This window comes from Lewinella sp. (genome assembly GCF_050633125.1).
Classification (GTDB): Bacteria; Bacteroidota; Bacteroidia; order Chitinophagales; family Saprospiraceae; genus Lewinella.
Genome location: NZ_JBOEFX010000046.1, coordinates 1 through 15195, shown reverse-complemented (window position 1 = coordinate 15195; position 15195 = coordinate 1). Strand labels below are relative to the sequence as shown.

Here is a 15195-nt window from a genome sequence, read left to right as displayed (position 1 = left end):
CGCTTTCCGACCTCAAACTCAGTCCCTCAAAAATTCCAACTCATTATTATTATCCAATTGTACCATAATGGTTGGTCTTCCTGTACTGGCTTCGCGTGGTCTATATTTAGCGACGTAATCCACTGATCCTATAATATCAGAACGGACTCTCCCGAAATGATCGGGGTAGGGACTGTTGTCAAAGTGAGCGACAGTGGTGGCTAGTGGCCGGCCCATCATTTTGATAAGACCTTTGCAGTACTGGTCGCGTACTACTCTGGCAGCCATTCGGCCATCGGGCTGTAGACTGTTAGATCGAATGTGGGGCCCGGCTTCTGTGAGGATTGTTAGTGGGCGAAAGTGAAAAGAGAGTAGCGTCTCAAGACGCGGATGAAGTCTGGGAGCGTGTTCCTTGAGCATTTCCAACGAAGAGAAAAGAATTTCAAAAGTCGTTTCACCCTGTCCTCTTTTGAGTCGTTTTAACCGTTCAATAGCTACGGGGTCATCCGCCAAGCAGGCGACGCACCACAAAGCATCGGTGGGTAATAAAAGTAGTCCTTCATTTTCAAGCACGGCCGCCGCTCCTTCCAGATCGTAGCGTTGAATCATAAAACTGGCAGCTTGTTGAGTAGTTGTCATGAGCATATTCAAATAGTTTGTTGCTACACTGTGCATTTACTGCCCTAAATAACTGGGGGCACACAGGTGCGGTTCATCCTGAGAAAGCATCTCGAAAAACGTATCTAAGCCTATACTTAGTTTGTTAGCATAGTCATTTTATTGACCATACACTCAAGCCTTTGTAATGGCTGGAAATGTCCAATATGTTACGAACCTGAAATTAAGCCGCCGGATTGTAGGTATATTACCTATTTTAGCACGATTAATGCAGCGACTGTCTTTGGGATAAGCGAGTTGTAAAACAATTTTAGGTATGTTAATACATACCGATTAGCTTTTGGGAGCTGTTTAATACTACGAGTTGATAATCTACGCCTATATGAACTTTTTTTTTCCGGCTGTATTGTTTTGTTAACTTTAAAAAATAGCGTTTTGCGAGAAAACTACCTTACACACCGTTTCTTTCTGATGATCTCTCTGCTTTGTATTGTGCACGGAGTTCAAGCTGCCCACCTGATTGGCGGCGAAATTACCTACAACTGTTTAGGCGTTAGCACTGGTAACCCTAACTCCAATACTTACGAATTCACGATTAATGTATTCAGAGATTGCCAAAGTGGGGGATCAGAATTTGATAGCCCTACTTTTTTTGTCAATATGCACATTACTGTTTATCAAGGCAGTAATCAGTTTGGTGTATACTATCTGGAGGCACCAGTGGTTGAGCAAGTGGATATTGAAGAAAATATTGGGAATCCTTGTATCGTCGTACCCTCGAATGTTTGTGTAGAGCAGGGGACCTATACCTTTGAGTTGGATTTGCCCAGAGTGGGAGAGTCCTACCATATTGTCTATCAGCGCTGCTGCCGAAACAATACCATCAATAATATCCTGTCACCAGAATCATCAGGGAGCACCTACACGATAGAGCTTACTCCTGAAGCACAATCGTTGTGTAATAGTTCGCCTTCTTTTCAGGATTATCCTCCTGCTATTTTATGTGCTGGGCAGCCATTTTCGTATGATTTTTCGGCAACTGATGCCGATGGAGACCAATTGGTTTACGAATTTTGTAGCCCTTATTTAGGCGGCGGCAACAGTGGTGGAGGGGGCGATCCCAATGGCGTAGCGCCTGATCCTGATTTACCACCTCCTTTTAATAATGTCATCTTTCTTGCACCAACTTACACATCGACCAGCCCCTTGGGAGATGGAGCTGATTTTGAACTGAATGGTACTACGGGGCTAATGACAGGCTTGCCTCAATTTGAGGGCCAGTTCGTCGTTGGTGTCTGTGTATCGGAATTTCGTAACGGTGTATTATTGAGTACTGTCCGTAGGGATTTTCAATTCAACGTGACCAGCTGTGAAATTACGGTCTTCGCTGAAATTGACCGCGACTCGATTGTAGGAGGGGATATCTATGTGGTTTCTTCTTGTGGGGAAACAGAGGTAACATTGACCAACGAGTCGGGGCTACCGGCTTTTATTGATAGTTATCAATGGTTGTTTCCGCTAGGCGTTAATTCGATTGAAGGGGCCGACCGTGATTTTACCTATGATTTTCCTGGTGTGGGAACTTATGAGGGAATAATGGTCGTGAATCCGGGATCTACGGGCTGTACAGATACTGCTCAGGTATTAGTAAATATTTTTCCAGGTTTAGAAAGTGAATTTGCCTTTGAATATGATACCTGCGTAGCTGATGCTGTTAATTTCACCAACCTGAGTACGAGCTTGGGGAGCCAGGCTATCGTTTCTAATCAATGGCGCTATGGAAATGGGCAAGCAGAGGATGTTTTTCAAAATAATCACCTCTACGTTGATCCGGGAGCCTATAATGTAGAACTAGAAATAAGGGATGAGAATGGTTGTGTGGATGTTAGCTCCCAAGTGCTGAGCTATTTTCCTGTGCCGGATTTGATTGTTATTTCTCCTAGTGAATTTCGAGGATGCGTGCCGGCAGAGATATTTTTTGACAACCTTAGTTTTCCTATTAATGATACTTACATCTTTGATTGGGAATTTGGAGACGGGGGGCTTGGCGAGGATTTAAGTCCTACCTATTTGTACGAAACGCCGGGGCTTTATACTGTTTCATTGGCCATTACCAGCCCGTTGGGCTGTACAACGGATACCACTTTTACAGATTTAATACTCATGGAAGCAGCGCCTACGCCTGGGTTTAGTGTTACACCTGACCTGCTGACTAATTTTGCATCGGAGCTTCAGGTTGTAGATGAATCATTAGGAGCTTATCGTTGGTTTTATGATTTTAACGGAGAGGCAACCAGTCTACTACCTGAGCCAATTCATGTTTTCCGAGATACTGGTCAAGCCTACATTACTCAGGTTGTGACCCACCCCAGTGGTTGTGTTGACTCATTGACACAGTTTGTAGATATTAAACCAGAGATAACCTTTTATTTTCCTAATGCTTTCACTCCGAATGGGGACGGCCTGAATGATGATTTTAAACCTAAAGGGTTTACTCGGGGTTTTAAAAGCTACAGTATGAAGGTTTGGAATCGATGGGGCGAACCACTCTTTACGGGTACAGATCCCCTAAGGGGCTGGAACGGCCAAAAAAACAATACTGGTCGTGATCAGCCACCAGGTATGTATTTATACGAGGCGATTTTAATTGGCCCACGAGGAGAAAAAATGGATTACAAAGGCATGATTACTTTAATTAGGTAGAGATATGAGGAACCGTAGGATACGTAGTTTTCTATTATTGGTAATGATGGTGCTGGTAGGCTTACCGCTGTTACAGGCTCGCCACATTATAGGAGGCGTGATGTCCTACGAGTGTTTAGGTAATAATCGCTATCAATTCACGCTGCGCGTATACCGGGATTGCAACTGTACGATGTGTGCACAGTTGGATCCTTCAGCTGAAATTGGGATTTACCGTTGCAGCAGCGCCAATAATTGTGAAGGGCAATCGCAAGCACAGCCCTATGGGTCGGTGAGTGTGCCCCTTTCTTCTCAGTCATTTGTTGAAGAACCAGATTACCCCTGTCTTATTCCTCCTAATGTCTGTGGACAGGAAGGTGTTTACATATTTACCCTTGATTTGCCCGTCTCTAGCAACAGTTATTTTATATCCTACCAGCGCTGTTGTCGTAATGAGACTATCAATAATATCATTAACCCCGATGATTCCGGAGCAACTTATACGATAGAACTGACGCCTACGGCACAATTGGTTTGTAATAGCAGTCCTTCCTTTGATACTTATCCTCCGATCATTATTTGCAACAATGCGCCTTTGGCTTATGACCATTCAGCTACTGACCCTGATGGAGATATGCTCGTTTACGAATTTTGTGCACCACTTTTAGGAGGCGGCCCTGATCTTGATCCATTGTTTTACAATACCTGTAGTGGCGCCAACCCTATCCCGGCTTGCCCTCCACCATATAATACGGTCACTTTTCAGGCCCCTAACTATACGGCTACCAGCCCAATGGGCGGATCTCCTTCGATTAGTATTGACCCCATGACAGGGATGATTACGGGTACGCCTCAGTTTGAGGGGCAATTCGTAGTGGGGGTTTGTGTCTCAGAGTATCGAAATGGTCTTTTGCTAAGTAAGGTTTTCCGTGATTTTCAGTTCAATGTTGCCAACTGTGACCCTACGGTAGTAGCCGATATTGAAGAAGATATACAAATTAGCGATCAGGAGTTTGTGGTGAACTCTTGTGGTGATTACACGATAGACCTCGTTAATCAGAGTTTTCAGGAAGCCTATATTGATAATTTTGAGTGGACGTTTGACGTAGGTAGTGGTGAAGTGGAGACTTTTGATGAATGGAATCCGAGTATTACTTTTCCAGGCGTAGGAACTTATGAAGGGCAGCTCATTCTAAATGAGAATACCGATTGTGGAGATACTGCCAGGATTTTTGTAAATATTTACCCTGCTATTGAGGCAGATTTTAGTTTTGCCTATGATACTTGTGTAGCTGGGCCTGTTAGTTTTACAGACCTTTCAGAAACAGGATCTTGTTGTTTGACGGATTGGAATTGGGATTTCGGAGATGGACAAAATAGCGGTTTGCAAAATCCTGACCATATTTACCAGCAGCCTGGTGATATTCCTATAACCCTTACCGTTCAGGATACAAATGAATGCGTTGCCAGTTCGACACAAATTCTTAATTATTACCCGGTGCCGGCCTTGATTGTCATTGCACCCAGCGCAGAAATTGAATGCCAGCCTGCGGAAATCTTCTTTGACAACTTATCATTTCCAATTGACACAACCTATTCTATTGTGTGGGATTTTGGAGATGGTGAGTTTGGTAGTGCTATTAGCCCATTTCACACTTATGAAGATCCGGGAGTGTATACGGTTAGTGTGGATATAACATCTCCTTTAGGATGCCAGATCGATACGACATTTAATAGTCTGATTACTGTTTTACCTTCCCCTGTTGCAGGGTTCTCCTATGCTCCGGACCAGCCAAGCAACTTGTTTCCGGAGGTGCAGTTTACCGATGAGTCGGAAGGAGCTATAGCCTGGAATTGGGATTTTAGTGCTAATCCAGGAAGTGCTCTGCCAAGTCCGCTGTTTGTTTTCCCTGATACAGGCCTTTATTTGGTAACCCAAGTAGTTACGCACCCAAGCGGTTGTACGGATACCGTCCAGACTGTTATTGATGTAATTCCGGAAATCCGCTATTACTTGCCCAATGCTTTTACGCCTAACGGCGATGGAACGAATGATACTTTCCGAGGGAAAGGCTTTTTGGAAGGAGCAACGGCCTTTCAATTTATGATCTGGAACCGTTGGGGAGAGCCTATGTTTGAGACCAACGATCCACTTGCTGCGTGGAATGGCCAGAAAAACAATGTAGGCCAAGAGGCTCCTCCTGGCGTATACCTTGTTGTTGTGAGGTTTAAGGGCCCAAGAGGAGAACCAATTGAAATGAAAGGGTATGCTACCTTGATTCGATGAAAAATTCATCTTAAAACATTTGTTTTACAACTAAAAGTCTTACCTTTGCCCATCGTTTGAGAAATGAAGCATGTTTATTGTTTTTTGCAGTGTCTCTGAAAGGCATAATTGTTGGCAAGAAGGACTGCATTAAAATTAAGCAATAAACCTCTGAGTTCGATCCGTACACGCTAAGGCTTAAAAAAATAGGACAAAGAATGGATGCCATTAAATTTGTACACGAACAGTTGACTCCCAGCAGCGATCTACCCGATTTTCGCGCCGGTGACAACGTAATTGTAAGTTATAAAATTCGCGAAGGAGACAAGGAGCGTATTCAGGACTTCCGTGGAGATGTTATTCAGATTAAAGGTGAGGGTTCTACTCGTACTTTTACTGTGCGTAAGATTTCCAATGGAGTAGGTGTTGAGCGTATTTTCCCTATTTCTTCTCCAAATATTGCTGAGATTAAGGTTACCAAGCACGGTAAAGTGCGTCGTTCCCGCTTGTACTACCTGCGTGATCGGGTGGGTAAGAAAGCGCGTATCAAAGAGCGTCGTCGTCTTTAATAGCAGTTATTTTACAGCATAGCTGTAGAGAAAGCCGGATCAGTTTACTGATCCGGCTTTCCTTGTTTTAGGAAAACAATAATAATTTTTTCAGTGCGTTTTGAATTCGTTGGATCAATATATTGTTATCCAATAGCCTTTAACTTCCTATTTTTCTCTTCCCCAGTACCAAATCATCCCTGAAATTGCTTAAATTTCACAATTGATTCCAATGACTTTCGAAAGATGGTTCATTAGGGTCAGTAATTGGTATACAGATGTCTATGGTTAATCCACGCCTTTGGTTTTTAAACTACCCTCATATGAAGCAATCCACAACTATTCTCTTTGCCTTGTTGCTATTCAGTAGCCTTTATTCAGCATTAGCTGCGCAAAACTGTGAACAGTATATCTCTCACAATGCGGTCATTGGAGGTACTCATGTTTTACGTTCAGATCAGACGACAGTCGTTGTTAGGGGGAATTACTCCTATGCAATCATGTTGAGTTCAGACGATAAAGGTATCACTGCTACTATGGAATCCAGTGGAGGTGTAGAGTTCAATCAGGACGATGAGGTCATCTTTATGGATGCTAACCAGGTACGTCGAAGCTATCGATTCATTGGTATGGGAGAAATGGAACGCCGAGGGGGAATACCAGTGCAAACAAATATTCTTCAGCTTGATATGACGGCGTTGCAGTGGTTCTCGGAAAATAATATTACCACGATCTATTTGAAGAACAATATCAGCAATGAGATGAGGAAGTTCTCGCTGACGCCAAATCGATTGAAAGAATTCAACAGCCTGGCCCGCTGTTTTTATGAAGTACTTGATCCTAATAAAGTCGTTGATAAAGGAGAGGCTGGTTTGTTGATCCCGTCGGCTAATCCGGGGGCTCGTACCTCTTCTACAGCAGCAGCAAATAGTGGATTAGCTAATACCGGCCGTGCTACGCCTTCAGCGCCTACTTCTGATGATGAATTGGTGGATTTGCGCAAGCAACTGGCGGATACCAAGAGTCAATTGAGGGACGAAATTGCCGCAGAACGTAGTAAGGCAGATCAAATAAAGCGCAACCTTCAGGAAGAGGTAGCTGCAGCCAGAGAACAAGCTGCTCAGCAAAAACAGCAGATTGCTGATGAAGTACTGGCCGCTCGCAAGCAGGCACAAGTTGCTATTACCGAGGCTCAGGCTTCTTCCGCCGAAGCGGTGCAAACGGCTCGCCAACGGGCAGATAACGAAATGTCGGAAATCAATGAAGGGGTAGTTGCTGCTCGCTCTCGTGCGCAAGATGCCATTCAAAGTGCCCAGGTTGAATCTGCGGAAGCAGTTAAAACAGCCCGTGACAATGCTGCTCAAGAACTGGAAGCTGTCCGCGAGCGGTTGGCAGAGGCGAAAACGGCTTATGCCGATGAAATCGCAGGTGCCCGAGAAACCTCTTCTTCGGAATTACAGCGTATACGAGATGAAACTGCCCAACAAATTCAGCTAGCGCGTGAGCAGGCCAAGGTTGAACGTACCCGAACAACAGAAGAAGTTGTGGAAACGAAAGAAACTGCTGCCGAGCAAATTCTACGAATTCAGGAAGAAACGGCCGGGCAAATCGCTCAGATCAGAGAGAACAGCGTGCTCGAAAAGGAAAAACTGGCTTTTGAGCTAGCAGAATCACGCCGTAAAGCTGCCGAGCAAAAAGCATTGGTGGAACAGCAAAATACAGCAGAGCTGGCAGAGTTAAGAGAGAATGCTGCCAAGGAGAAAGAAGCTGCGGTGGTATCTGTCGCCGAGGCCCGTGAACGTGCTTCTGGCGAAGTAGAGAATATTCGCCAGCAAGTACTTACAGAGCGTGAAAAGGCTGCCAATGAGGTAAGTAATACCCAGGCATCTTCTGCTGAAGCAATAGCTGCTAGCAGAGAGGCCGTAGCGACTGAAGAGGCTAAAGCTGCTGCCGAGGTACAGGCTGCCAGAGAAAGAGCTAGCCAAAGCATCGCTTCGATCAACGCCGAAGAAGCTGCACAGGTAGCTGATGCCAGGGAGCGTTCGGCTGCCGAGCAACAGAAAATAGCTAGTGAAGTAGAAGCTGCCCGTGCTCGTGCAAAGGAAGAAATTAATCGTATTCAGGAAGAAACCCAAGCAGAGCTGACTGAGGCCCGCTTGCGTAAGGAAGAAATTCAAAAAGCCGCTGCCGCTGAAGTAGAAGCTGCCCGCAAAAAAGCGGAGGAAGAAATTGCTGCTGCTCGTGCTGCTGCGGAACAGCAAGTCGTAGCCACTCAGGAACAAGCTGCTGAAGCCAAGGATCGCTATGCACAGGAAGTAAATACCGCACAACAGCAATCGGCAGAAAGAAGGAAGCAGATCGAGGCTGAAGCTGCTGCTGCTATCAAGGATGCTAAAGATCGCGAAGCGGAAATGCTCACGGCTTCTGCTTCTGAGATTCAGGAAGCCCGCGAAAGAGCAGCTCGTGAACTTACAGCCGAACGTGAAAAAGTAGCCCAGGAAATTGCTACTGCTCGCCAGCAAGCCTCTAGAATACAAGAAGAATCCGCTACAGAAGTGGCCGAAGCACGCCGTCAGGCCGCTGAAGCAATAGCTGCGGTAAGGCAGGAGGAAGCTCAAAAGGTAAAAGAGACGAGCGAAAATGCTGCGACCGAGCGGCAAAAACTGGCTAATAGCTTGGCGACCGAGCGGGAAAGAATAGCTCAAGAAAAGGCTACCCTGCAGGAAAACATGGTTAATGAAGTAAAGTTAGCCAGAGAGAATGCGGCACAGGAAAAGGAGCGATTGGCACTGGATGTCCTTGATGCACGCAAAGAGTCGAATAGTGCTTTACAGAAGGTGCGTGAAGAACAAGCGGAGGCTGTCGCCGCTGCCCAGCGCACAGCGAGCGAGCGCATTCAGGAATCGAGAAATAAAGCGGAAGAGGAAGAAGAAGCTTCTGCTAAGCGGATCGCAGCAGCTCGTGAACGGGCAGAACTGGAAATGCAAACACTCCGGGATCGTGTCCGCCAAGAATTGGAGCAAACAAGAGAAGAGACCGCTACAAAAAAAGCAGAATACGCAGCGGAAGCGGAAGCAGAGCGCAAAAGGCTACAGGAAGAACTCGCCGTAGCCCGTACAGAAAGCTCCGAGGCTATTTATGAAGCTCGTCGACAAGCTACCGAGCAAGTGACCAAAATAAAGGAAGATAACGCCACTGCGATTGCTACCGAACGGGCCAATGCGGAAGCCGCAAAGGAAAGAATTCGTCAGCAAATAACGACCGGCGAGGAGCGTTTGCGAAGCTTACAAGAAGAAATACGAGTAGCTGAACAAAAGCTAAAAGCACTGCAAGAGCAGAACGGAAACGGGAATAATTAAAAAAACACTCCTGTTTATCTTAGTATTGCTGGATTTTTATCCACTGCTGGCTTAAGCATTCCTTTTCTTCGTTACAGACCTCTAGGTAGTAACTGCCGCTGGGCAATAATGGTAAAGTGTAACGGAGCCGTTGTTGCCCAGCGTTCATTTGGCCATTGAAGAGCAACTTTACAAGCCGGCCCTCTTGGTCATAAAGCGCTACTCGTAAGGATTGTCTTCTTGCGAGTTCAAAATTGATATTTAAGGCTTCTTTTGAAGGGTTAGGGTAATAAGAGAAGGCTTTGATACCTCTCACTGCTGAAACGGCAGAAACGTCTTCCACAAACACCGCTTCTACTTGAGTAGGATTTGTGATATTAAGTACCAATTGAGGATTGGTAGACATAACATCGCCTGTCCAGCGGACAAAAGAATAACCAGGTTCTGCTATCGCCGTGAGGGTGATGGGGACATTTTGGAAATAATCTCCTGACCAGTTTTCTTCCTGAATTTCCAGACTGTTTAATTGTACCCAGCCATTTTGAGGCGTTTGATTAATCAAGGTTACGCTATGATAGGCAGGGAGGTTGAATTCTCCGAGAATATGCTGCTTCATAAAAGCAGGCCTATCCTGAGCAAAGTTTTTCATTGTATTTACATTGCCCTGCCAAGCGTCGATATCTCCTCCCCAGCGTTGAAAGTGTAGTGGGATTTCATTACTGATAGCCGCCTGTAGTGTGTCGATGTGCTCGACAACTCGGGAAGGAAGAAAACGGGTGTTCATCTCATCAGCAAAACGATTAATGAAGCGGTGTTTAAAACCGGTATTCTCCAGTAAGTTCCGAAAGAGTGCTGTCGACCAAGGTGGATTTGGCCAGCTAGGGCCGTCGCTATCCAGTGCGAACGCTAAGGTATTATTTAGGTAACTGAAATAATTCCAGGTACCAAAACCGAAATCTGTATCATAAAGTATCCATCGCCATTTGCTATTGGGCGAACGCCAGTATTTTATGTTGTTTCCGGGCCAATCGGTATTGTCGAAATAAATTTGAGACAGTTGGTAGAGGATGTAATTCTCAATATCAACCTCCTCTTCGACCTGAGCAAAAAGATTGTCGTTGCTCAAATCATTATTGTTGACAAATGCTATGAGGTTGAGGTAGTCAGTATTACTACCTTCAACAATACCTCCATCAAATTCGAGCAAATCTATTTCGTTAGGGTCCACTTGATGCTTGGAGGCGACAAAGTGTTCATTAATCTTTTCGCGAAGGTTATACATGCCCCAATATTCCCCGTTCAGGTAGGTGGCACAAGGGCGATAAGCTTGGGTTTCGAGATCAGCATCGCGAAGAAGACCTGTAAGGGCAGCGTCTCGGAAATTTGTACCCAACCATTCATTTCCTGAATTGCGCAACACAATGGACTCGAATTCATCATAAGGTAAGTTAGGAAAGAGCGGGTAATCGATCTCTCCAGTACCGTATTGGTTTCTAGCGAAAATGGATAATGAGCGTTGGTCGTTTGATCGGCTCCATCCTCCAAATATTTTTGTGCCGGCGTTGAAGGAAATCCCCAGCTGGCCATCTGTTTCATAGAAACTAAAATGAATAGGGCGTTCCCAGTCTTCCCAGAAATTAGCGCCGTAATAGGGCAAGTTGGGGCTGTAATCATCGCCGTAGGCATAAATCCCCGTTTCATTATCGAAAAAATTATCGGGATCTGTTACCAAAGAAATTATCGGTAAATCATGTTCTACACCGATAAGGTAGGTTTCTGTTTGAACAGTAGAGGGAATGTATTCTTCTCTGAAAATTGCGGCCCGTACAACCGTATTGTTCGCGATACTTAGTGGAGAAGTATAGAGTGAACTGTTTGGAGTAGGAGAAGAGGCATCAAGTGTATACCGAATTTCTTCCTGAGGGCCGGCACCACTCAGCGTGAGAAAAAATGGGGCAGGTGTTGTTCCACCCAGCGTAGAAAAAATAACGTTTGAGCTTAAGGCCCCTAAAAATCCACTACTAGAATTGGCAGCCCCAGGAGTAGTGGTTTGGAAAATTCGAAGCTCATTGAGTTGGTCAACAAGCCGGCCTTTAGACACATCACTTGGGAAGACGCCTCCGTTTAGGCTATCAACAAATACGCCTTGCTGATTGAAGAGATAAAGTGTTTCCCCAGCTGCTGAAATTTTGAAGTTGGTATGAAAACTAGACATGGGGATATCCATCCAGGCAGGTGGCGGGGTTCCTTCGGTAGTAGAAGTGTTGAAAATGGCGGTCAGCCAGGGGATTAGAGACAGATCAGAGGAAAAGGCGGTCGCGTTATGAACCTGAATACTCAGAATGTTTTCTCCAGGCTGGAGAAGATTTTCCAAGTCGCTTACCTCAAACTTTATAGGCAGACCACCCTGATATATTTCTGCTTCACGGTCGGTAATAGTCAAGGCGTTAAACGCCGGAAAGTCGCCATTTATATTGGCGCGGGCGATTTCGATTCCATTTAAAAAAGCAACAAAGCCGTCATCATAATCAATATCTAATAAAAGGGTTTCTACGGTATTGATGTCTTCAAATGAAAAGGATTTGCGAAGAAAGACAGCCGCTGATCCGTTGGGTATGATCGTCGCATCATCCCCGTCACCATAGCCAAATCCAGCGCTGCCACTTTCCCAATCGCTATCGTCAAAGCCTGGGGTTCGCCAGTTTGGGTCGACAGCAGCGGTTGGAACAATGTACCGGAATTGGTCTTCAGGAGAAATGATCGTTCTGGCCAAACTAAAAGTAGAACGATCTTTTCCGGATGCCCATATTCTTAAGTAACCATCAACGGGTAGCGTAAAGCTGGGAAAAGACCAACGATCGGGCTGATCGGGGTCATCGGTAATGGTCCATGCGTTTAAATCAACTTCCTCTGTAGATGTGTTGCGTAACTCAAACCAGTCAGGCGTATCACCATCTTCATCGAGATACGTGTCATTAGAGCTTACCATTTCATTGATACGAATGGGTTGGCTGCTACAAGGAAGGACCGTGAAGAATAGTAAAACGGAAAGAGCACTACCTAAAATATGGTAACTCATTTGTACTGGATTTGAAAATGTAGAAAACGTGTTATTGCACAAGTTAATACCTAAAATAACGGTCGAATAATTAATTTCCGACTTTCGCTTTTTAGTGAAGTAATAAACGATCCCGTACTAAAAGTCGGGATGAGTTTATTCCAGCTAAAAAGCGGGAAGTTAATTTTTAACCAATGCTAAAGGTAAAACATTACATCTTGCTGAATAAAAGCGTCTGGTGATACACTATCTTTGTATGCCTTTGTTCCTGAAGTTAATTGGAAGATATAAGTATCCCTTAGGAACAGCAGAAAATAAGTTAAGCCGTATTACCATCTGAATTATGCAAAACCGTCACCTTCGATTTCTTACGTACTTCATTATGGGGTACATGTTGTTGGCCTTTGTCTGGTGGTCTTTCCTGTTGTTTACCAAAAACAGGGATGCTTTTCATGCAAAAATTGAGCTTCAGCAAATAGGAATGGCTGCGGAAGGTGTGATCCAATCGCCGATGGATTTTTACGTCTCTGAGCGTTATCAGGAGTTGGTTACTTCTTACCGTAAACAGGAACGAATGATCATGGGGGAAACGATTTTCTTGTCGCTGAGCCTTCTTGCTGGGATTTACGTTATTTATCGGGGCTACCGACGAGAGGTGGCCTCTTCGAAGCAGCAAAGAAACTTCCTTTTGTCCATTACACATGAGTTGAAATCGCCATTAGCGGGGATTCGCTTGGCGCTGGAAACGATAGCCAAGCGCGGCGATCAGTTGCCACCGGATAAACGGCAAATGTTGAGCATGCGTGGAATTAAGGAAGCAGACCGGCTCAATAAACTGGTTGAAGACCTGCTCCTTTCTGCCCGACTTGAAAGTGCTTATCAGTTTCATCAAGAGCCTTTGGCTTTGGAGGAATTGGTAGAACGTATTGTTTTGCAACAAAGCCAGCAAAATCCAGAAGCGGAAATTGATTTTTCGGCCAGTACTTCTTTAGCTCATGTAAGTGGTGATCGCCAAGCCCTAACCTCCGTAGTTATTAATCTGATAGAGAACGCATTAAAGTATTCTTCTCCGCCAGCAAAAGTCGTCGTTAGCTTGCGCCAACAGGGGGATCAACTATGCTTGGAAGTAGCTGATCAAGGCATTGGCATCCGTGGGCAAGATAAAAAACAGGTGTTTGAAAAATTCTTTCGGGTAGGTAGTGAAGATACCCGTAAAACAAAAGGTACGGGATTGGGGTTATTCATCGTAAAGGAATTGGTAAAAGCGCATCACGGAACCATCAAGGTGAGGGATAACCAACCCCAAGGAACTGTTTTCGCCATTACGCTTCCTATTGCGACAGTCAAAAAAGAGCAATCCTCTTTGCCTGTTGTTTAAATCTGAATTATAATTTTATGTTGAGAATACTGCTAGTTGAAGACGAAGAAAATATCCGCGAGACGGTAAAGCTCAATCTAGAGCTGGAGGATTACGAAGTTGTTACGGCAGCTGATGGGAAAAAAGCACTCAAATACACCCAGGAGCAACATTTTGATCTGCTTATTCTGGATGTGATGCTCCCAGAAGTAGATGGTTTTCAGATATGTGAACAGGTACGCCTGACGAACAGAGATGTACCCATTATTTTCCTTACGGCAAAGGATACTGCTCAGGATCGGATTACCGGTTTGCGCAAAGGCGCAGATGATTATCTGGTGAAGCCTTTCAATTTAGAAGAACTGCTGCTGAGGGTAGAGCGCCTTATTCAGCGGACGAGTAAAGCACCTGAGGCAAGCGCCGAGATGTATACTTTTGGCAAGAACATTATCAACTTTGCGACCTTTGAAGCACAAGGAAATCCTGGAACTTTTACCCTGACGAAAAAAGAAGCAATGCTGCTCAAGCTATTGATTGACAGGAAAGGAGAGGTCGTCAGCCGCCAGCAAATTTTGCAATCAGTTTGGGGGTACGATGTTTACCCAAGTACCCGGACCATTGATAATTTCATTTTGTCCTTCCGTAAATACTTCGAGGAAGACCCTCGGGCGCCTGAATTTTTTCTTTCCGTGAGGGGGGTTGGTTATAAGTTTATTGGCTAAAATCCAGCGAAGTTCCTTATCTTGAGGGCTTCAACAGCTGGATAATGCAGGAAGAATTAGGTAAATACATTGCAGACTTATTATATCAACATGACCGCCTCAATATACCGGGGCTGGGCAGTTTTGAATTAACGCATGCTCCAGCGCTCGTTGACCAAGTGCAAGGGCAGGTGAGTGCGCCCACTAAAGCCGTTCGTTTTAACGAAAACCTGGTCTTGGATGATGGCATTTTGATCGATTACTTACAACAGCAAAATGGCTGGACGCTTAGTACTACCCAAGCGTGGCTCCGTACACGTGTAGAGGGCATCAAGAAATCATTGGCCCAAAAAGAGATTGTTGAAATTCCAGGAGTGGGACGTTTCTTTCGGAATTTTGAACAGCAACTACAATTCGTCGCTGAAAGCGAAAATTTCAATATTGAATCCTTTGGGCTCCAGCCGGTAAAAGGCCAGTTGGTTCAGCGCAGTCGGGTTGAAAAAATCCCTGCAAGTAAGCCCCAGGCAAGTGCTCTTTCTACACCTGTAGTTAAACCTACGCCAGCTGCGGGAGTAAGAGCCGATCAAGTTGCCGGTGGTATGGCCAAATGGTTTCAGGATAATTTGACCTGGTTGCTGGGCCTAAGCT

At 45.0% G+C, this 15195-nt stretch carries 9 protein-coding genes; 7 read left to right on the top strand and 2 right to left on the bottom strand.

Annotation, left to right across the window (positions count from 1 at the left end; all coding sequences use genetic code 11):
- Positions 1-18: 18 nt before the first annotated feature.
- The gene (locus ACRBG0_RS10755) at positions 19-618 is read right to left on the bottom strand and encodes an L-threonylcarbamoyladenylate synthase (RefSeq protein WP_431486895.1); all 600 of its coding nucleotides are present in this window, start codon (positions 616-618) and stop codon (positions 19-21) included.
- A 414-nt stretch (positions 619-1032) separates the two neighbouring features.
- On the opposite strand from ACRBG0_RS10755, the gene ACRBG0_RS10750 reads away from it, so the two are divergent.
- The 4 genes from ACRBG0_RS10750 (at position 1033) to ACRBG0_RS10735 (ending at position 9452) form a co-directional block, all read left to right on the top strand.
- The gene (locus tag ACRBG0_RS10750) at positions 1033-3300 is read left to right on the top strand and encodes a PKD domain-containing protein (protein WP_431486894.1); all 2268 of its coding nucleotides are present in this window, start codon (positions 1033-1035) and stop codon (positions 3298-3300) included.
- Positions 3301-3304: 4 nt separating this feature from the next.
- Entirely contained in the window at positions 3305-5566 is a 2262-nt protein-coding gene (locus ACRBG0_RS10745) for a PKD domain-containing protein (RefSeq protein ID WP_431486893.1), read from the top strand.
- A 197-nt stretch (positions 5567-5763) separates the two neighbouring features.
- The gene (rplS, locus tag ACRBG0_RS10740; protein WP_020534387.1) at positions 5764-6114 is read left to right on the top strand and encodes a 50S ribosomal protein L19; all 351 of its coding nucleotides are present in this window, start codon (positions 5764-5766) and stop codon (positions 6112-6114) included.
- 302 nt (positions 6115-6416) lie between these two features.
- On the top strand, positions 6417-9452 hold the full coding sequence (locus ACRBG0_RS10735) for a hypothetical protein (RefSeq protein ID WP_431486892.1): 3036 nt from the start codon (positions 6417-6419) through the stop codon (positions 9450-9452).
- 19 nt (positions 9453-9471) lie between these two features.
- On the opposite strand, the gene ACRBG0_RS10730 is transcribed toward ACRBG0_RS10735, so the two are convergent.
- The gene (locus ACRBG0_RS10730) at positions 9472-12510 is read right to left on the bottom strand and encodes a CotH kinase family protein (RefSeq protein WP_431486891.1); all 3039 of its coding nucleotides are present in this window, start codon (positions 12508-12510) and stop codon (positions 9472-9474) included.
- 322 nt (positions 12511-12832) lie between these two features.
- Here ACRBG0_RS10730 and ACRBG0_RS10725 point away from each other — a divergent pair, with 322 nt between their 5' ends.
- From ACRBG0_RS10725 to ACRBG0_RS10715, 3 genes are all read left to right on the top strand, one after another.
- The gene (locus tag ACRBG0_RS10725) at positions 12833-13867 is read left to right on the top strand and encodes a sensor histidine kinase (protein ID WP_431486890.1); all 1035 of its coding nucleotides are present in this window, start codon (positions 12833-12835) and stop codon (positions 13865-13867) included.
- A 17-nt stretch (positions 13868-13884) separates the two neighbouring features.
- The gene (locus ACRBG0_RS10720) at positions 13885-14568 is read left to right on the top strand and encodes a response regulator transcription factor (protein ID WP_431486889.1); all 684 of its coding nucleotides are present in this window, start codon (positions 13885-13887) and stop codon (positions 14566-14568) included.
- A gap of 44 nt (positions 14569-14612) precedes the next feature.
- On the top strand, positions 14613-15195 hold a 583-nt coding region (locus ACRBG0_RS10715), incomplete at its 3' end, for a hypothetical protein (protein ID WP_431486888.1).